The organism is Bacillus tequilensis, assembly GCF_012225885.1.
Taxonomy (GTDB): Bacteria; Bacillota; Bacilli; order Bacillales; family Bacillaceae; genus Bacillus; species Bacillus tequilensis.
Map to the genome: position 1 here is coordinate 2550782 of NZ_CP048852.1, position 19909 is coordinate 2570690.

The 19909-nt window shown below is 38.5% G+C and carries 20 protein-coding genes and 3 pseudogenes; 6 read left to right on the forward strand and 17 right to left on the reverse strand.

Annotation, left to right across the window (positions count from 1 at the left end):
* Positions 1-189: 189 nt before the first annotated feature.
* Positions 190-726 carry an ATP-binding protein gene (locus G4P54_RS13685; RefSeq protein ID WP_024714960.1) on the reverse strand — a complete coding sequence of 179 codons (537 nt, stop codon included), beginning with the start codon at positions 724-726 and terminating at the stop codon, positions 190-192.
* 202 nt (positions 727-928) lie between these two features.
* On the opposite strand from G4P54_RS13685, the pseudogene G4P54_RS13690 reads away from it, so the two are divergent.
* Positions 929-1073, forward strand: a pseudogene (locus G4P54_RS13690) (ImmA/IrrE family metallo-endopeptidase); the annotation flags it as partial.
* A 23-nt stretch (positions 1074-1096) separates the two neighbouring features.
* A pseudogene (locus G4P54_RS13695) lies at positions 1097-1495 on the forward strand (sigma-70 family RNA polymerase sigma factor); the annotation flags it as partial.
* Between the two features lie 644 nt (positions 1496-2139).
* On the opposite strand, the gene G4P54_RS13700 reads toward G4P54_RS13695, so the two are convergent.
* From G4P54_RS13700 to G4P54_RS13740, 10 genes and pseudogenes are all read right to left on the reverse strand, one after another.
* On the reverse strand, positions 2140-2724 hold the full coding sequence (locus G4P54_RS13700) for a cupin domain-containing protein (RefSeq protein ID WP_167872941.1): 585 nt from the start codon (positions 2722-2724) through the stop codon (positions 2140-2142).
* 125 nt (positions 2725-2849) lie between these two features.
* Positions 2850-3104: a hypothetical protein gene (locus G4P54_RS13705; protein ID WP_205781564.1), complete on the reverse strand. Its 255-nt coding sequence runs from the start codon at positions 3102-3104 to the stop codon at positions 2850-2852.
* A 707-nt stretch (positions 3105-3811) separates the two neighbouring features.
* Entirely contained in the window at positions 3812-4276 is a 465-nt protein-coding gene (locus G4P54_RS13710; RefSeq protein ID WP_167872942.1) for a (2Fe-2S)-binding protein, read from the reverse strand.
* Positions 4269-5111: an FAD binding domain-containing protein gene (locus G4P54_RS13715; protein WP_167872943.1), complete on the reverse strand. Its 843-nt coding sequence runs from the start codon at positions 5109-5111 to the stop codon at positions 4269-4271. Before G4P54_RS13715 ends, G4P54_RS13710 begins: the two co-directional genes overlap by 8 nt.
* Positions 5098-7428, reverse strand: a complete 2331-nt coding sequence (locus tag G4P54_RS13720) for a xanthine dehydrogenase family protein molybdopterin-binding subunit (RefSeq protein ID WP_167872944.1) — start codon at positions 7426-7428, stop codon at positions 5098-5100. The genes G4P54_RS13715 and G4P54_RS13720 overlap by 14 nt, the downstream gene beginning before the upstream one ends.
* Before the next feature lie 5 nt (positions 7429-7433).
* Complete coding sequence (locus G4P54_RS13725; RefSeq protein ID WP_167872945.1) at positions 7434-8054, reverse strand: nucleotidyltransferase family protein; 621 nt, start codon at positions 8052-8054, stop codon at positions 7434-7436.
* Positions 8051-9085, reverse strand: coding sequence for an XdhC family protein (locus tag G4P54_RS13730; RefSeq protein WP_167872946.1), 1035 nt, complete (start codon positions 9083-9085; stop codon positions 8051-8053). Before G4P54_RS13730 ends, G4P54_RS13725 begins: the two co-directional genes overlap by 4 nt.
* A gap of 67 nt (positions 9086-9152) precedes the next feature.
* Positions 9153-10169 carry an FUSC family protein gene (locus tag G4P54_RS13735; protein ID WP_167873884.1) on the reverse strand — a complete coding sequence of 339 codons (1017 nt, stop codon included), beginning with the start codon at positions 10167-10169 and terminating at the stop codon, positions 9153-9155.
* Between the two features lie 265 nt (positions 10170-10434).
* Positions 10435-10540: pseudogene (locus G4P54_RS21660) on the reverse strand (oxidoreductase); the annotation flags it as partial.
* A 55-nt stretch (positions 10541-10595) separates the two neighbouring features.
* Entirely contained in the window at positions 10596-11531 is a 936-nt protein-coding gene (locus tag G4P54_RS13740) for a cation diffusion facilitator family transporter (RefSeq protein WP_167872947.1), read from the reverse strand.
* A gap of 448 nt (positions 11532-11979) precedes the next feature.
* Between G4P54_RS13740 and rapE the strand changes: the two genes are divergently transcribed.
* On the forward strand, positions 11980-13107 hold the full coding sequence (gene rapE / locus G4P54_RS13745; protein ID WP_024714951.1) for a response regulator aspartate phosphatase RapE: 1128 nt from the start codon (positions 11980-11982) through the stop codon (positions 13105-13107).
* Positions 13097-13231 (forward strand): hypothetical protein, encoded by a 135-nt coding sequence (locus tag G4P54_RS13750; protein ID WP_167872948.1) that lies wholly within the window; start codon positions 13097-13099, stop codon positions 13229-13231. Before rapE ends, G4P54_RS13750 begins: the two co-directional genes overlap by 11 nt.
* Positions 13232-13546: 315 nt before the next feature.
* Here G4P54_RS13750 and G4P54_RS21665 read toward each other — a convergent pair whose 3' ends face one another.
* On the reverse strand, positions 13547-13627 hold the full coding sequence (locus tag G4P54_RS21665) for a phage terminase small subunit-related protein (protein WP_420809528.1): 81 nt from the start codon (positions 13625-13627) through the stop codon (positions 13547-13549).
* A 169-nt stretch (positions 13628-13796) separates the two neighbouring features.
* On the opposite strand from G4P54_RS21665, the gene G4P54_RS13755 reads away from it, so the two are divergent.
* Positions 13797-13922, forward strand: a complete 126-nt coding sequence (locus tag G4P54_RS13755) for a YjcZ family sporulation protein (RefSeq protein WP_024714949.1) — start codon at positions 13797-13799, stop codon at positions 13920-13922.
* A 394-nt stretch (positions 13923-14316) separates the two neighbouring features.
* On the opposite strand, the gene G4P54_RS13760 is transcribed toward G4P54_RS13755, so the two are convergent.
* Both G4P54_RS13760 and G4P54_RS13765 read right to left on the reverse strand, forming a co-directional pair.
* On the reverse strand, positions 14317-14745 hold the full coding sequence (locus G4P54_RS13760; protein ID WP_032682096.1) for a hypothetical protein: 429 nt from the start codon (positions 14743-14745) through the stop codon (positions 14317-14319).
* Between the two features lie 502 nt (positions 14746-15247).
* Positions 15248-15745, reverse strand: coding sequence for a DinB family protein (locus G4P54_RS13765; protein ID WP_167872949.1), 498 nt, complete (start codon positions 15743-15745; stop codon positions 15248-15250).
* A 494-nt stretch (positions 15746-16239) separates the two neighbouring features.
* On the opposite strand from G4P54_RS13765, the gene G4P54_RS13770 reads away from it, so the two are divergent.
* Positions 16240-16326: a YjcZ family sporulation protein gene (locus G4P54_RS13770; protein WP_081719797.1), complete on the forward strand. Its 87-nt coding sequence runs from the start codon at positions 16240-16242 to the stop codon at positions 16324-16326.
* A gap of 314 nt (positions 16327-16640) precedes the next feature.
* Here the strand turns inward: G4P54_RS13770 and aadK are convergent, their stop codons facing one another.
* The 3 genes from aadK to G4P54_RS13785 form a co-directional block, all read right to left on the reverse strand.
* Positions 16641-17495, reverse strand: a complete 855-nt coding sequence (aadK, locus tag G4P54_RS13775; RefSeq protein ID WP_167873885.1) for an aminoglycoside 6-adenylyltransferase AadK — start codon at positions 17493-17495, stop codon at positions 16641-16643.
* A 52-nt stretch (positions 17496-17547) separates the two neighbouring features.
* The gene (locus G4P54_RS13780) at positions 17548-18864 is read right to left on the reverse strand and encodes a citrate:proton symporter (RefSeq protein WP_167872950.1); all 1317 of its coding nucleotides are present in this window, start codon (positions 18862-18864) and stop codon (positions 17548-17550) included.
* Between the two features lie 114 nt (positions 18865-18978).
* Positions 18979-19848 (reverse strand): LysR family transcriptional regulator, encoded by an 870-nt coding sequence (locus G4P54_RS13785; protein ID WP_167872951.1) that lies wholly within the window; start codon positions 19846-19848, stop codon positions 18979-18981.
* Between the last annotated feature and the right edge of the window lie 61 nt (positions 19849-19909).

Genomic DNA, 19909 nt, shown 5'->3' on the forward strand with positions numbered 1-19909 from the left:
AAAACATGCAATGTTAAATGCATAAGAATATTAGTGTTACCTACATATAAAACCTGTGTCGTAGATATCTAGTAACATCTTTGATACAGGTTTTATACTCCTTCTTTAATTAAACCAGTAATAGGGTGCCCCCAACAAGAGCAAGTGAATCTGCTGCGTGTTCTTCTTTTTCAATCGCTATCCGTTAGTTTAATTAGAATTCAGATAATCCAAGACACGGTCAACTCTTTCGCTGACTGAGCAATCGCCTTCAATTTTTAACACTGGACAAGATAAATCTGCCATCCAATGTTCGTGTAATGCTTTACTTCTAACTTCCATTCCAGCAGTGTCATATAAAGAAGCCCACTCTAAAAATGCTTTTGATTGTTCATATTTACTGCCGCCGGCTAACACTTCATTTCCATAACGCTTAAATTCCCTATGCCTTAATCTCTCAAGCCGTATATCTTGTGGAATCCATAAGAAGACGACAAGGTCAAAATAACTTTTTAGATCATCACCCCAGCGGCACACTGCGCCAGAAAGAATCCATTTCTCATTTATTGTTAAGTCTTTTTCAAGCAGCTTTCTTCTTTCAGGAATTTCTCTTTTTTTAGTGAATTTATCTTTCCAATAGTAATCATCAGTATCAAGATGCGTATGAGGCAAACGCTTTGATAATGCAACACCCAAGGTGGAAGTTCCGACACCAGAGGCTCCCAATATGTGAATATTTCTTTTCATAGTTCCCCCTCCTTATTAAGCAAACAAACTCCCTATTTGTTGCATAAGGTATTTCCTATTATTTTGACATAAATCCCTAAAGACCTTTACTTTTCTAGAGAAATCCAGATGTGTGTTAAAATCATAATACTTAGATATTTAAACCTGTTAAAGCTTCGCACTTAAGCACAGCGGAATTTATAACATATGCTTTGAACGTGGTATGCACTTTTGCATTCCCACTTTCATGTTGCGTAATATTAATCTTTCGTACATACAATCACCTGCAATTGAAAATACAGCCATTTGCTAAGAAACGTTTGAGCATTTATTACAGGAAGCTGACTCAACATTTATCAGTGACGTGAAATCTGCGCACCCCCCTTTTGTAATGAATAATGAAATTCTCATGCATTTGCGTGCATTGAAAAAAACAAAAAAAGACGTCTCCCTTCATGATCCGATCGGGCAGGATAAGGAAGGGAATGAAATAAGCCTGATTGACGTTTTAAAATCAGAAAATGAAGACGTGATTGATACGATCCAGCTCAATATGGAGCTTGAAAAAGTGAAGCAATACATTGACATTTTGGATGATCGTGAGAAGGAAGTCATTGTCGGGCGGTTTGGGCTTGATTTGAAGAAGGAAAAAACGCAGCGTGAAATTGCCAAAGAACTCGGTATTTCGCGCAGCTATGTATCACGGATTGAAAAGCGGGCGCTGATGAAAATGTTTCATGAGTTTTATCGGGCGGAGAAGGAGAAGCGCAAGAAGGCGAAGGGGAAATAACTTGGCAAAGGCCGGATCGGACATTCCGGCTTTTCTCTATTTTCACTAAAGTTTCTTTTAAAAGAAATAGAGAACGAATAGATGAAAGAGTTATGAAAATCAGTTTTTGCATACTAATAAGCTCTATTGAATTTTATTATACCCACAGCTGGAAGCATAACGAGTGTGGCCGCTGACACACGCGCAGGAAATGCAACAAGACAGTTTTACAGATTGAATGATTGTTCCAGCATATGGAATGTTTAACATTCTATCATCCGAAAAATTGGGCACATCGTTATAATGGCGAATATCTAATATTATCATGTTAATCATCTCTATTTCTTCTTTGTGAATCCCCTGTTACAGGATAATAACGTCTGTACATGGTAATGACAATAAGAAAAATAAGCAGGAATGTAATAATAACAAAATAACTATATACCCTTAGGGGTATATAGTTAAACAAAAATGAATGTCTTTGAGCTGTTAGATTAATTACCATTTCTGACGATTGTACATACCAAAATAACTCAGAAGCCGATTGTACCGGGCTGCTCATTCACTCAGAAACTTGCTCTGCTAGTGGTTCACGCACCACTCTCGATCCTCTACTGGCAGAAACATGGTGATCCTGCTTCTTCCCATGCGTCACTCCAGATTGCTCAAAATTCTGCAGAATCTTCACGCTCACCTTCCGCAGCCGCTGCATCTGCTTTGGTCACATGCACCGTACCAAATGGATGGTTGGGAGGAGCATAAATGGAGTATAGTTTTAATGGCGTATTACCTGTATTTATCACATTGTGCCAAGTGCCAGCAGGTACAACAATGGCATAATCATCGTAGACATTTCTTTGAAAATTTAAATTATCTTTGCTCTTTCCCATTTTAACGATCCCTCGACCCTGCTCAATCCGTAAGAACTGATCGACGTTAGGATGGATTTCCAAGCCAATATCTTCTCCAATACCGATACTCATTAACGTAATTTGAAAATGTTTTCCTGTCCATAAAGCAGTACGGAATGTATTGTTTTGTTTTGTGGCTTTATTGATATTAACAACAAATGGTTTTGGTCCATAATCCTTTAAGAGAGGGTTTCTATCTTCGTATGAAGAGCGCAACTCATCACATCTGTTTGCAGGCTCCATCTCATTTGGAGCAGTCCAATAAACAGATCTTCCATCATTATACATCGGTACAGTCACATAATAATAACATTGAGGCGAAAAAGGTATATAGTACATGTTTTTGATCCCCACAATTATAAATTTTTGTGATAGTATCCTATGCACTTATTAAAAGAGTGTGCGAAATCAGGGAAATTTATATTGAACATAAAAATGGACGTACTTAAAAGGATGTAAAACAATCATTTAAAAAGATCTGCTTTGTAAGTTCCTTTATGAATTCTCATAAAACCTATATTCATAAACCCTGCTTTATTTACATTAGATGCTTCTATAATATCTACTTCTAAGTAACGTTTTGTTCGATCACCGTTTGACTCACGAATGAATAATTTATCGCCGACCCTATAATTGTTTTTTGCAAGTTGAATTTCACGGACCTTTGTTAACAGATCATCCAATACATCGGATGACACTTTTATATGATGAATGATCAAAATTCTTCGCTCCTAAATGGCTCTTAAACATTTACATAACATCACAAACGAGGTTAGTCATTCTTTATTTTCACCTATATGTCCTAATACAAACAACGATATAGCCCACATAACATTTTTCTGTTTGTCTGAATTTCAGCTTTGCAAAAGTCCTAAGATAATTTTCTTAGCTTTTTTGATTGAACGAGTACTAAAAGGTTATTCGGCCACACCGAAAATGCAAATTGCAGTGCAGTATTATCTGTTTCTCTGCTTAAAAATAAACATCTCTTTTGACTTAATTGTCAAATGTGTACCAATTCAATAAAAACTCCTCCATTTTAGAGGGGTTAATCAACTTTCATGTTTGATTCCGGTCAGATAGTTGATGATATGCTTCCCTGTGTTCTTCAGTAAATGGAGTAACCAAACCTAAACTTAAGAGGAACTGCAGTAAGAATTATGATTACGCCTTTTTTAAAATTCATTCAAGCATTCCCCCTGAATTTGTTTTTTCGTTTCAAGCATTTTTTGATGAACACAGGAGAGCAATACACCTTTAGCTGTCATAGTATAGTCATCACAATCAAACACCGTTTATCAAGGCCTAAGTTTAAAAAATATAAAAGAGCACATTTTCGCATGAATAATGGCTTTTCATTTCTTCAATTGAAGTGCCAGGTTGTTTCCCCATATAATACAGTTCTCCCGTAACAGGCGTGCACGGGCTAATGAGTCCCTTTCGCTGCATGTAAAACAGATTTAACCGCTTCTTCAATCTCCCTATAACCGGTACATCTGCAAATATTGGACTCCAGCCAATCTTTTATCGTTTCATCACTAGCATTCGGTTCAGTATTGACTAAAGCATGGCAATTCATGAGAAAACCTGATGTACAATAACCGCATTGAAACGCAAATTTTTCAATAAAAGCCTTTTGAATCGGCGTATTGATAAGGCCTTCAATTGTCGTAATGTCCTTTCCTTCACCTTCTGCCGCAAGCATTAAGCAAGATTTCATCGGTATCCCGTCCGTTAATACCGTACAGGCGCCGCAATCCCCATTTAAGCAGCCCGGCTTTGAACCAGTTAATCCAAGCCGAAGACGAAGAGCATATAACAAAGTATCGGCTGGTCTGACAGTAATCTGTCTTTCCTCGCCATTTACTTTCAACGTAATAGAATCAGACATTGGAACCTCCTTCTAGTTCTTGTAAGGCATCTAAGATTGTATGCTGCAAGACAAATATCCGATATTCACTTGAGCCTTCTGAATCATCAAGAACGGGTTTGGGTACATACTGTAAAGACCTGCGCACTCTATCTTCTAATGAATAGCTTTTATCGTTAAGCACAGCCTCCATTTCAGCAGAACGAAAAGGAAATGGACAGACACCGCTGAAGGCCGTTCTGATCTCATCATCTTTTTTTAGTGCACAAACTGTCACCAATGGATACCCGACATTCCACTGTTGTCTTCTTTTTATACTGACAAATGGCAGGTCCGCATATGTTCGGTCTATAAGGATATGGAATAAAAAATCCCCTTTTTGTAATTGTAGTTCCTTGTTAAATACTTTATTAATAGGATGGTAACGAAGCCCTGCTCTCCCTGCAACCCCTACTAAACCATCGGAAATTAACAACGGCAAAACGGCCTCACGGTAATAGATGTTCCCGCAAATATTTCCCCCCAGGCTGATTTTGTTTCGAGCCGTCCGATCCGCAATTTCACTTACTGTTTGACTTAATAACGGAAACGGATTTTCTTCCTCCACTTTCGTTAATGACACACCTGCTCCGATCACTAGGTAGTTTTCATCAAAACGGATGGCATGAAATTCTGGAAGAGCGTTCATATCTATAACTGCATCCGTATAGATGAGGTTCAACCTTCCTAACGTTATAATTTCTGTACCGCCGGAATAATACAATGGTGTTTTCTTTCCAGCCGCAAGAGAGTGAAATAGATTGATTGTTTCTTGAATTGTTTTCGGTTTAAAATAGTCAAAATCAAATGGTATCATCTTTCCACCCCTCTTGCGCCCTCCATAATTGTTCAGGAATAAGAGGAAGATGATTCAATTGGACACCTAACGCGGCAGAAAGGCAATTTCCTAGAGCTGCAGGCATCCCCAACAAGCCATGTTCCCCGCCGCCGCGTGCCCCATAAGGCGCAATCATATGCGGGGTTTCAACAAATTCAATGATATATTCAGGCTGCTCTCCATAGCGAAGGGGTCTGTATGTTCTAAGCTGAGGATTTAATACTCTTCCATATGGATCGAATACAAAGGTTTCTCTTCCTCCAAATGCAATTCCCATACTCATCGCCCCCATCACTTGACCCCTTGCAGCTTTTTCATTCAAGACGGTTCCTATATCCACAACAGAATAGGCTTTTGTAATTCGATACGTATAATCCCGTTTATCTAACTCCACTTCAATTCCCTGAGCACCTACAGCCCACTCGGGTCCCGGCTTTCCTTTTCCTGTTTCCCGGTCTAAATGAGTCATCCGGGTTAATGTGTAATTGCCGCTTGCAATGATTTGGCCGCCAATGGTATTTCCATTTGGAAACGTATATCCGTAAGCAATGTCTTTTATTTCAACATGTACATTTGGATGATCTAAAAAATACACCTTTCCATCAGCCACTTCTAATTCCTCGACAGGGACTCTTAACACACATGATGCTACGTCCTTAAGCTTTCGAATGGCTTCATCCGCTGCATGTAATACAGCTCTTCCTCCCATTAGCGTTCCTCTGCTGCCTACCGTTTTCCAATGCTCAGGTGTTGTTTGTGTATCTACAAGCATTTTCACGTGAATTTTATTGATATCCATTTTCATTCGTTCCGCTAAGATTTGGGCTAATACTGTTTTTGTCCCTGTTCCAATTTCCACTACCCCTGACATCAAATTAATGCTTCCATCAGGATTAAAGGTTAAAATCACCCCGGATGTTGCATTTGTATCAAATGTCGACGTTTTCCAAATACAGCTGATCCCCTTCGCCCGTATCTTCCGGCCATCGATTTCAATTCTCTGTCCCTCGTCCCAATTCATTAATTCCTTCAATCGTTCAATGCATTTTGGTACATTTCCGACCGTGCTTGAATTGAGAAGAACTTGAGTGGGTGTCGTATCACCAGGACGAATGGCATTTTTATATCTGAGTTCTAACGGGTCCATGTCTAGCTTTTCTGCCAATACATCCATCGTTCGCTCAAAGGCAAATAACACTTCAGCATGACTGTAGCCTCTAAATGCGCTGGGATATGGATGATTCGTATACATACAATATGAATCACACCATATATGGTCGATTGCGTATGGACCCGTACAATCAACCGCTCCAGCACGGCTGATGTCAACGCCTTTATCAGAATATGCTCCGCCATCAAATAAAAACTGAATGTCTGCCGCCTTTAAGATTCCATCCTTTGTTGCCCCTAATTTGACAATCGCGTCCAATCCTATATGAACAGGAGATGTGATCATATCCTCTTCTCTCGAATTAAATAATTTGACGGGCCGGCCACCAACTGCTTTTGATGCCAAATATGCAATAATCTCTAACTGAACGGCTGCTTTTCCCCCGTATGCTCCACCTACTAAAGGCGTTTTGACGATAACCTTTCCGGGTTCAATTCCAAAATACCACTCCATTAAACTTTTAATGGCAAAAGGAGCTTGAGAGGATGTGGTCATGATAATCTCCCCATCCGCTCGAATTTCAGCAGTCGAACATCTTGTTTCCATGGCGGCGTGATCAGAAGGATGAAAAGAAATTTGAAACTCTGCTGTCACATCACTTTCCCTAAACCCGTCTTCAATATTTCCTTTTCTGATTCTATCCAGGTTTGCGATATTTGTCTTCGGAACAGGATACACACCTTCCCTCTTCTCATAGCGGTCCACATGTTCATGGACGAGGGGGGCATTCTTTTGGAAGGCCTCACGGGGGGAATTGACGACAGGAAGAGGTTCATAGGACACTTTGATGGCATCCACTGCCTTTTTGGCTATGATTGGATTTTCCGCAACTACAACAGCAACTGGCTCACCATGGTATCTGACTCTTTTATAAGCAATCGGCGACCTGTCTTTAATTTCTTCACCTACAAGCGGAAAAGGTTCATCACCTAATATCGCTTTCACTCCGGGAATTTTCCAAGCCTCTGAAAAATCAATAAAAGCAATATTGGCATGAGCATACGGGCTAATCAGCATTTTTGCGTGTAATGTACCTGTTTCTTCAAAATCATTTGTATATTTCGCCTTACCTGTCACTTTTTCAAGGGCGTCTTTTCGAATCACACTTTTCCCGATATACTCCAACTCATTCACTCCCCGAATTTATTCTGCAGGAAAGTATAATCTTCAACCGTGTCTACGTCATAAAAAAGCGAAGGGTCTTGAAAGTCGATTAATTTTCCCCTATTTATCATCCTTTCACGGATGACATGCCGAGCGCCTTGATCTCCCTTTAATTGATACAATGCTGGAAAATATTGATTCGAGAATAATATAGGGGGCATAGGAAGATGTTGATTTTCGGCAGCTATAAATGAATAGCGGCGCTCTCTTTGATAGGAATCAATTAACGTATTAATGATATCTGCGGTGACAAACGGCTGATCTGCAAGGAGAATGATAACGGCATCAGCCTCATACTCTACAACTCTTTTTACCCCGCATTGTATAGAGTGGCCCAGGCCCTTACCCGCTTGCTCACATTCTGCCTGGCTCCACTTATTTGAGATGGGATTTAAAAAGAAAAAATCTGAAAGCCAATGCAGTGAATCTCCCTTTCTCGTTACAACGAAGATATGATCTACTTCAGATAACAGGGCATGTTTAAGCGCCATACTTCCGAGGGAGACGCCATTGAGAAATAAACTCCGCTTATCCGTCCCCATACGTCTGCTTGTACCCGCTGCCAGGTATATGGCCGCTGTTTTCATGAAGCAGACCTTTGTTTTCGCATTTTTTTAATCATCTCGCCAACAATACTTACAGCAATTTCCTCAGGCCCTTGTGCCCCGATGGGAAGCCCAATGGGGGAATGAATATCCGCAGGGATCTCAGCTCCGCCTAATAGCCGCTCGGTGCGCCTTCTGGGGCCTAATACACCTTTATAAAACACATTCTCGTTTTTAAATGTATGTAAAATGATCTGATCTTTTTGAAAGCTGTGCGTCATAATGACTACAAAATCCCTTTTGGTCATGCTCAGGCCTTCCATGACTTCTTCCGGTGCTCCTGTTATCAAATGGCCGGCTTCAGGAAAATGGCCATGATGACATAAAGCCGGACGCCAGTCAATCACCGTCACATGAAAGCCCGCACGAGCTGCCAACGAAACGAGCGGCTTCGCATCTTCTCCTGCTCCGAAGACATATAGACAAGGTTTTGGGACCATCTGATGGATAAAAAATAAATCAGATGTATGTTCATCCCTTTTGATCCCCTTTTCTGTCTCGTAAAGGGGCGTCTTATGTCTCAGTTTTTGAATACAGCCTTGTTCCATAACATCCATGCTTCCAAACACTCTGCCGTCTTCTGCTATATACAGATCTTCCTTTGGCTCTAACATTTCAGTGAATCGTTTCACTCGGGTCACAGACTTTTTTTCATCTAAGCATGTCTTGGCTGTCATCAGATTTCGTTCCAATTCTCCTTTTACAGGCTCAAGCAACACCGTCAAAACACCATTACAGCCATCGCCCTGCCCCCAGGATAAATCGTCCTCCGCGCTCATATCAAAGCGGACAATCAACGGCTCTCCCGCAGCCCACACCTGATCTGCCCTTTCAGCAAGATCTTCTTCCAGACAACCGGCGGATAACATTCCGACTCTTGTTTTGTCCCCTAAAATTAACATGGAGGCCCCTTCTTTCTTATAAGCGGACCCCTCTACTTTAATTATGGTCGCCAGAACCTTAACATCCTTGCAATTAGAGATTGCATCCAAAATTCTGTGCATATCATCCATTTGATTTCCCCACTTTTACCAAGTTATATCTACATCTGTATATCCATATTCTTTTTTCAAAGAAATATTATAAATTTCTCAGCAATTTCATTGTTTCTAAAAAAAAAGAGTCTTTATAGACCTTATGACTAGGCGGTGGATATAACAGCATTTTTGAACGGAGAGATGCCAATAACATGTTCTGTTCCTTCTGTTTCCTATTGTTTATTTCACCTTGTTCTATCCCTTTAAAATCTTCAAAACATTCACTTAAAACTTTTAAATTACTGCTCAACTCCAGTTTGTCACTTGAAGATAGAGCCCCTTCTTTTTCCCAATCTTTTAACGTTTTCACTATATTGGATACATACTCATATCCTGCATTCATCTTTTGCATCTCTATTTGATATCTTGAAAGGATGATTTTATGCTTTTTACTGACTGGGTTGAATTTTAAGCTCTTTGAGGCCGTTTGTAATATTTCTTTTGCCGTATGCAACTCCTGCAGGAGATTGTTCGTTTTATACTCCATTATGCTCCCTTTTCCTTGCCCCCACTCTAATTGAATCCATTTGGAAAGTTCTAAAAGCATGTCAGAAAGCTGTTGGGCTAATGTTTGAAAAGATTCCGCTGCCTTTTTTGTAAAGTCTGGCGGAAAAAGCAGCATATGAACCAGAATAGCGATGATTACTCCAATAAACGTATCGACTATCCGATCAAGTGCATAATCTTTAGAGTTTCTTTCAAACGTAAATACTAATAAAATGGTGAGGGCTACCTGATGTAAAACAGTTTCATCTAATCTTAACCACTTTGCAATGTAGGTCCCGCCTAATATTAATAGACCCAACATCCAACCGTTGATATGTAAATGACTAACGAGATAGGCTGTTAAAAGGATTCCAACTGCAGTTCCCGCAATACGATGAAGAGAAAATCGAATCGACTGATCTATAGTGGTTTGCAAACATAAAATAACGGATAGAGGCGCTAAATACGGGTGGTTAGAACCCACTAGTTTTGCCGCTTCCCAAGAAACAGCAGATGCAATCGCCATTTTCCAAATCAAGGACGTTTTGTTTTCAATTTTTTTCTTTTTCTTCATCATATTACGCCTCCTTTCAGAAAACCTTTTTCATTAGGTTTCTGTTACTCAAAGGATTTTATACATATGAAAAACTATACATTTAACATGAGAAGTACGGCAGAAGGCTGCAGCTTCTTATGAATACGAAAGAGATACAGTCGCGATACTTTTGCAGCTTTATACCATAGCCAAACTTATCCGCACAAAAAATAGAGCAGTAAACATGTGAGTTACTGCTCTATTTTGCTTAGTTTTTTTATTCATTTGTTTTACAATTTTCCTACACCTTATGACTTTTATTCAAAATGATAAACTTTTGATCGGATTGCTTAAGATCTACCCTATTGAAATTTCTGCTTGACCACTCCAATTCCTATAGTGTCATACATATTAAGTCCCGATATTTTGAGACTTGCTAAAACTGAACCTCTTCAGATAAAAAATTTAATGATGATGGTGGTCATGCGGCTTCTTCATTTTGGCCTGGCAAAGGATCGTATTGTCGTGATGATGCGCTACTGTTTCCATTTGAATGGTTACATGCGTAATGCCTTTATGCTCAAGCTTATGTTCAATTTTGCGTAAAATATTTTCACTTTCTGAAATTTCCAGTTGATCGTCAACAACAGCGTGGCAAGAAAGAGCATTTAATCCGCTTGTGATAGACCATATGTGTAAATCATGAATGCTTTGAATTCCTTCTGTCTTTTCAATTGTATGAATAATGTCAGTGACATCGATATGTTCTGGAGTTCCTTCCATTAAAACGTGAATGGCATCTTTCGTTACATTGTAACCGCTTCTTAGAACAAGAATAGCCACAATGACACTAGCTAATGGATCTGCCCAGCCCCATCCAAAGAAGATGATAAGTATGGCAGCTAAAATGGCGCCTACAGAGCCAAGCATATCGCTTAGCACATGTAAATAAGCTCCTCTTATGTTCAGATTATTCTCTGTGTCTCCGCCTCTCAACATAATCCAAGCGACCAATATATTCACAACTAACCCGATAATACTAATCGTAAGCATGCCGGTTGTAGCAACTTCCGGCGGATGAGAGAAACGTTCGATTGCTTCATAAATGATATAAAGAGAAATAAGAATTAATGCAACCCCGTTTATCACAGCTGCAAGAATCTCAAATCGTTTATAGCCGAATGTATGATTGTGACTTGCCTTTTTTTCAGCAACTCTAAAAGCAAGCAAGGCAACGATTAATGAGATTGAATCGCTTAGCATATGGCCTGCATCCGATAAAAGCGCCAGACTATTTGTTAAAAATCCGCCTACAGCTTCTATTATCATATAACCTGTAATGATGATAAAAGAGAATAATAAAACCTTTTTATTGGATCCTTCAGTATGATTGTGACCCATAAACATCTCCTCCTTAACTAAAGCTTCTTGATTTTATCTGTTTATTATTTTTTATCTTTTATTGGGCTTTCTAAACTCACATAAACAACACGATATATGATTACATGTTCATATATGAATATATATCCTTTCCTGAAATGTCAAAATATTTTTTTATGAAAGTTCTCCCTGCAAGGTTCTTTTGCATTCAAATAATTCAATACATTTGCGACTTGATTACAACCTCGCGACGACTACCTGATAACAGAAAAAGAGGAGCAAGCACATGGTTTACTCCTCTAACTTCGTTTCGTTACCCTTTGCAGTTAATCAAGCTTCCTAATACGAAGCCAAAAAGTTATTGCGGTCTCACCGAAAATTTTAATTGCGGTGCCGTATTGCCTTTTTCTGCAAACGAAAACTTGTTAATATTTACATTATTAGTAGAGTTAAGGGGAGGGTGAATATCTTGATATCAATTACATCTGCTGAAGTGGGGATGAAGATTAACGAATGGCACAGGCATATTCAAAAGTTCAACGTAACTGATGCTGAAATGCTAAAGGCAGAAATAGAACGTGACATAGAGGTGATGGAAGAAGATCAAGATCTGCTTATTTATTATCAATTGATGGCCTTTCGCCATAAAATCATGCTGGAATACACGTTGCCATCTGATGAAAACCGAATGGAACTTTCAGAATATTTAAAGAAAATCGAAGGCTATAAAAAGAAGCTAGACAATATGCGCGCGTATTATTATAACTTCTTCCGCGGGATGTATGAGTTCAGAAATGGCAAATATACAAAGGCCATTACATATTACAAAAAAGCTGAACGCAAAATTCCTGCGATCTCCGACAAGATTGAAAAGGCTGAGTTTTATTTTAAACTGTCTGAAGTCTATTATCATATGAAGATGACACATATCTCAATGCATTACGCCGAACTTTCATACAATATCTATAAGAAACATGAACTTTACCTTATCCGGCGTATACAGTGCCATTTTGTCATCGCCGGCAACTACGATGACCTTGAAAATCATGAAAAAGCTCTTCCCCACCTTCAAGAAGCTTTACAGGGTGCCGAGCTGCTTAAGAGTAAAAATACTCACATCTATGCCACTGCATTTTTCAATCTCGGCAACTGCTATCACAAAATGGACAGCTTAAATAAGGCTGCACGTTATATTGAGCAAGCCTTGATTCAATACAGAAAGATAAACTCTGACGTACTTCCGCAGGCCTATCATGATTTAGCGTTGATTTATTTTAAACAAGGCAAAAAAGAATTGGCATTGGATTGCTTCCACAAGGGAATCAGAAGTGCTGCAGCCTTTAAAGACGAACTTTTTATGAACTTATTTGAAGCATTAGACGTTCTTTATTTAAGAAATGGCGATACACCTAAACTCCTCAATATTTTTTCTCGATTAGAGAATGGCAAAGGATACCCTTATCTGGAAGAGATGGCATTGTTAGGAGGCAATCTTTTCGATTATAATGGAAAAATAGAGGATAGTATCATCTGTTTCAAGAAGATGGTATATGCTCAAAAGCAAATATCGAAAGGGGAATGCATGTATGAAATCTAAATTGTTTATCAGTTTATCCGCCGTTTTAATCGGACTTGCCTTTTTCGGATCTATGTCAAATGGCGAAATGAAAGAAGCATCCCGAAATGTAACTCTAGCACCTGCTCATAAATTCCTTGTTTGATTCGATAAACGACGTTAGCTTTAATTCCCTTTAGCCGTTCCTTAACTTCTTTTTCTAATTTTAGACCTCAAGAATCGCTCTATACCCTAAACGAGTCATTTCCGCCATTTAACCCACATAACAGTTCGTTTCCGTCATATTTTGTTATGACGGAAACGCAGCAGCAAAGCGAAGGAATACAAAGATGTAAAAAGTAACCTGGTCAAAATAAAGGGAGTCACAGCATGTTGAATTCTGACTGGAGCTGCACCGCCTTTATTTCCTATTGCATTTTTGTTCCCTTTTGGAGCGCCTGGATGAAAGGAGCGCTCCTTTTCATTTTTCTTCCCGCTTACCGTTTGCTTTCCATTTACGGATAGTGCTGCTTGTTACGTTTAATAGCGGCTTTACATTTATCCCCCTCTAGATCTCATCATTGAGTTTCTGTTTGTTTTACTAGTTTTTGTTGATGTGCCCAGTCGCGCTATTAGACAAAATATTCATTTCTTTTTTTATAGACTTAAATCTATGTCGAAAATTATGGTTTGGCATACCTTATACTATCTCCACTAAAGGAGGTGACGTTATGGGATTCTATGGTGGCTATTCTGGTGGATACTCTGGCGGCGGATATTCAGGCGGCAGCAGCTTCGTATTGATCGTAGTGTTATTCATCCTGTTGATTATTGTTGGTGCTACATTCCTTTACTAATCTCAGAGTTAATCTAAAGCCTTTTGAATCACCTTCCTGTAATGCTACAAACGCCATAAGAAGTTTTTATGGCGTTTTGCTATGTTTCATTAATCAGGACAAAGTTTCTAAATCAGAGTTAAAAAATAAAAGAGAGGATCACTTTAGATCCTCTCTTTTATTTTTTACTGATCTATCATTTCTATTAAGGATGTCCTTTCTCTATTTCATTCATTGTATAGAAACTTTTTTGTTCACCCTCTTTGGAATTTCAGGGAGTGGAGAACTTATCTGTATTGATTACCAGCTACACTTATGATCATCCCAGGAATCATGGTATTTGTCAGGAAAGGAAGAACTGCGACTGGCGGTTCTTTAAGTGTATATTCCTCTTTTAAATCAAACTGCTACATTCTTATTGAACAGTACCATAATCAAAATCAATATCTTTTTTGTTTAAATCCCCCTTGAAATTTTCAGCATAAGTCATGGTTAAATGTACGCTTTTATCTATCCACCAAGTTCCATCATCCGTATTCGTATCCCAAATAACATCTATATCTCTGCTGAAATTCTCAAAAAACACCAAATTTCCGACAGCTACTGTTTTTCCGTTGATCTTGTAATATATTAAAACAATTTTCTTATCGAATATCCCTGTCCCGTGCTTTACGATTGTGAAACTATAAGGCTTATTAGGACATTGCTCTTCAAGTATAACTTCAGGATGTAAAAATAAAACATAACAGATGAATAATATTGGCACAATCATTACCCTTTTTAATAAGTTTTTATTGATATTAAACCCCTCCAACAAGAAACTCCGTTCAACAATCCATTTCATTTGGATATCCCTGCATCTTTTGGACGTTTTCCTATAAAAAAAGTTGTGTCTTCTCTATCCATTTTTTAGATTGTCGTCTTTAAGGAGGTTTTTCATCTGTATAGGATTGGATTGAAAACTTATATTAGGCTTTCGTTTAAACCTGCTACAAGCTTCGCGGCCAAGACAATGGGATGATTTCGCTCATAAATTTTACCATATAGACATGAAGGCGATTGCAATTTGAGTGGCAGTCGAATTATGTGACATAACACTTTTGCATCTCGACTTTCATGTTGCTTCATATTAAGCTTCCGTACATACAATCATATGCCATCAAAATGCGGCATGGCTATTTTTTGAATTCCCTTCGTTCATTAGGAAACGTGTGGCCATAGATGCCTCTTCATAGAAACTCTGAAAAGAAAAAACAAAGAGAATACAAACTATCGTTTTGTATCTTCTTTGTTAGTTCGAATTCCTTTTAAAGTAAATCAAAGAAGTCGTAATCGCTTGCGTTTGATTACGGGGCTTCCAACCCAAACTTTCCCCATTCCTCTTTTGCCGGACCATAAATGCCCGGAACAGTTAAACCTGCTTGTCTCATAAGAACAGTCATTTGTCCCCGATGATGAGCTTGATGCTGAATTAAAAACATCAAAAGTGAACCATTTGGCAATTGCTGACCAATAAAGTTGATACGTTCTTGAAGGGTATGGTCAGTCCATTGTTTTTTTAATGCCTGTACAAATGCCTTACTGGCTTCATGATAGCTGTCAGCTATAAACTGAGCTGAAGAAGGAACAGGATAATCCTCAGCAGGAGCTTGAAACGTTAAGTCTGTGTTTGAGGTAATGATGTGAATAGCCGCAACAGTATGCCAAGCAATACGGCCTAAAGTCCAATGCTGTGAAGTGATTTCTTGTGTAAGCGATTCATCAGTTAGACTATTTAGCAGTTTCTGTGTGGCATCAGCTTCGAACTCCCAAGATTGGAAAAAGTGGTCTAAGGTTTGAAACACAAAAATCCTCCTTATAAAATTTTTGTAGATTTATGAATCTATCATTCAATTATAGTTCCCCATTCTGTTAAAAAGAACAAAATATTAGGCAAAAAATAGAACAAAGGAACAGGACTCTCGACATGTTTATAAAGGGCACGAATTTGTGACATAGTGTCATTACCGCCCTCCAACATGCTTTTAAACCCGCGGGTGTATATGATCAAATAAGGAGAGTGCAGAATGAGTATTGAAATAGAAGCAGTTACTGAGAATAACGGTGCTGCACCTCTATATTGAAAAGGATGTTTAGAAGATACAGCAGAATGTGATCTTATCACGAACATGATCCTTTGCGTCTTATCATTGCAAATGCCCTTCCCTTTCGGATTTTAATGCGTTCTCTTTTACATCTTTAGACAAAATATTCATTTTTTCATAATTAAACATAAATCCATGTCGAAATTTATTGTTTGGCATATCTTATACTATCTCCAAGAAAAAGAGGTGATAACATGACAAATGGTTACAACAGCTCCTTCGTGTTAGTTGTAGTGTTATTCATCCTGTTAATCATTGTTGGTGCTTCATTCCTTTACTAGTCTTTAGGTATTTCCATCCAAAGCCGCCTTTTTTAAATTTCACCTCCTTGTCCGGTAAACGCCATAAGAAGTTTTTATGGCGTTTTTTTTATGTCATTCATGATATGCTGACATAGTTTCTAAACGAGGGAAATATCCGCCGGCCCTTTGAAGTGTTGTTATTTACGCATGAGCGAGTGCCCCTGCACCGAAAGTTTCGCTCCCTGTAAGGTCTTACATTCGATAGAATATGCCTCCCAAACTAGTGTGGTGGATTCATTGTATTTCGTTACATATGAAATTCCTGTAATGATAGTGTTTGTAAGGAAAAGGAGTCACTTTAATGTTTCATAAATTCTTTTCGTATACTTAGTAATGCCTTCATCGTAATCCGGATACTGATATCCAAGACTTTCTGATACAGCTTTTGAATATTTTCTAAATAATGCATAGCAATTGAATAAAGACTTCCACATTTCTTGATACCCATTCACAGAATATGTAGCCATTAGCTCTTCCCATTCTTTATTTGAAAGGTACCGATTCATAAATTTATAGTTCTTCCCCATACTACATGTATATCCTTGCTGCGACGCGATATGCCAAGCCATCATTCTCAATACATTAGGACGGACAATTTCATTTACATGGTCAATCGCAAAAAGGATTTCTTTTCTTGCTAATCCTTTTACTACGTAAGTCGAAACCATCCAGAACTCATTACAGCAATCATCAAATTCCCTTGCCGTCGGCTTTTTGATCCAATATTGACGATCATTTGGAATCACTTTATGTTTGATGAAAGTATCCTTATCAAGCAAGACCTCAACCAAACCATCACTCTCAGCAAAATAAGCTTCTGCTTCATGAATTGGAATAAGGGTGAGATCTAATTTGTTGCCATCCTCAAAAAGAATGATGTATGAAAACCAATTACCTAATTCGGGAGGAAAAAGCTCCATCTCTTCGGGTTTTTGCATCATAATGCGAGTGCCAAAGGATTCAAGCCACCGATCATTTTCTTTAAAAGATTCCATATCAGTGACAAAATATGAAATGTCATAATCTTGGAAGGGGTCAGGGGGAATATTTTTGTTTGTACGTGATCCTTCCAAAGTGACCAATCGGATTCTTCCGTCATTCAAGGCAAAGTCTAAAAATATATCCATCATTTCCTGTTCGCTTCGCATCATGTCTCCTCCGTTTTGATCTTTTCTTCTTGCGGTCTAAACGATTGTCTCTTTACAAAATAGTGATAGCCCCTGTAATGATTGCTAACAACGTAATAACTATTGATGTAATGACAGCCGACTTAACGGCAAACCTTTGAAAGGAGCCTAAGTCAATTTTCAGCATGCTTACTAACAGCAGTGTTGACGCAACCAATGGACTCATCAGATGAACGGGCTGCCCCATTATTGAAGCCCTTGCAATTTCCACTGGTTCTATCCCGTATGCTGAGGCAGCTTCTGCAAAGATAGGCACCATTCCAAAGTAATACGCATCATTTGATAATACAAAAGTAAACGGAATACTGGTGAGTGCCACAATAACGGGGAATAACTCACCCATTGATGAGGGGATGATAGATACTAATGATCCTGCTATGGCATCCACCATCTTTGTCCCGGATAATATGCCGGCAAATACTCCGGCTGAGAATACCAATAATACTACAGTAATTGCATTAGCAGAATGCTCGGCGATTCGCTCCTTCTGCATGTTTACATTAGGATAATTTATAGTAAGGGCAAGAACAAAACCAATTAAAAATAAAACGGATGGATGCTTAGTTCCAAGCACAATAAACACCATGATACTTATAACGAGGAATAAATTAAGATATATGAGGCGCGGCCTTTTCAATTGCTCGCTATCCAAGGCAGCAGCCATATAAGATTGAGAGCTGTCCTCTGTTATTTTTCCATGCTCTAATTTCACTATGCCTATTCGATTCCTTTCTTTCCTACCCATTAAAAAGGCCAGAAAGATTACACATGCCATTCCTCCAAGCATGGTCGGAAGTAATGGCACAAAGAAATCTGAAGGATCCAAACCCAGCACTGAAACAGCTCTTGTAGCTGGTCCGCCCCATGGAGTCATTCCGCTAATGATACTCAACGACAGCATAGCTAATGTCGCCATAACCATGGGATTCATACCAATTCTTTTATATAAAGGCAACATTGCTGAGACTGTTATCATATAGGTAGTTGTACCGTCTCCATCTAAAGCGATAAGCATTGCCAAGACGGCAGAACCTATCGCTATTTTTACAGGATCGCCCTTTACTATAGATAAGATTTTTTCTATTAGTGGATCAAATAAACCTGTATCTATTAAAATTCCGAAAAAAAGAATGGCAAACAATAGCAATGCCGCTGAACTTGCAACTGTTTGTATTCCATCTAAAATCATGTCACCAATATCCTTACCAAAACCTCCAATAAGAGCAAAAACAATAGGCGTGATGGTCAAGGCAACAATAGGCGAGACTTTCTTTGTCATTATTAATATTGTAAAAACTGTTACCATCGAAAAACCTAAAATAGTAAGCATATTACACCTCCGCGAATGCGCTTTCAAATGGATTTTGATTAGCATATCCTATACGGTGTAATAAGTTAAATAAATATTTTTTTACTGTGTTGCAAAAAAAATTCTATCATCATATTAAATGGTTACGATTTGTTCGTCCTTTAAGAACTCAATGAATGCTTTAACGATTTTGATTCCCAATGATTTTTGATCGTACATTAGCCAAGTATCTCTCATTAGCGGCTTACCCTTAGCATTATATAGGTCCATTGTGTACAAATGATCAGATTCCCGCAGACAAATTTCTGGTGCTATGGCGTAGCCAAGACCATGCTTTACCATCTCTTTGCAAGTCTCTTGTCGATCCACTTCCATTGCAATAATGGGGGCTTGTTTTAGATTCGTATGCATCCAATCATCAATAATCGTTTTTAAAGAAGCATCCGTTTTATATTTTATAAAAGGCAAAAAAGGAAGTTGATCTATCGTTATTGGCTGTTTTGAGATGATATGTATTTTTTCCCGTGTCAGCCGCTCCTTCTCTCCTTTCCAGCGATGGCTTCCTCTCAGTATACCGACTTGTACAATGCCAGTATCTAATAATTTCATGACATCTGTGCTCCAGCCTGTTTGCACACTATATTGGACTTTAGGATACATAATGGAAAATTCCCTTAGTAACTTAGGGAGCTTATATTGGGCGAAATTGCTTGAAACCCCCAGCCTTAGATGCCCTTGCACCTCTTTGCTTAGATTCGAGATATTATCCTTGGTATCTTGGAGTTCCTGTAACATTCTTTTTGCATAAGTAACTAAGTGTTCTCCTTCCGCAGTAAAGGTAATTCCTTTATGCCTTTTGGTGAATAATTTAATGTTGAAAATCTCTTCAATCTTATTCAATCGATACGTTATGGAAGGTTGTGACGTAAATAATCGTTCTGCTGTTTTTGTTACATTTTGTTCTTCGTGAAGAATTTTCAATAAAACCCAATCTTTTTCATCCATTTTTATCTTCCTTTCCATCCCTTCTTCACAATTATAAAAGTTTTTATATTGAATATTAAGA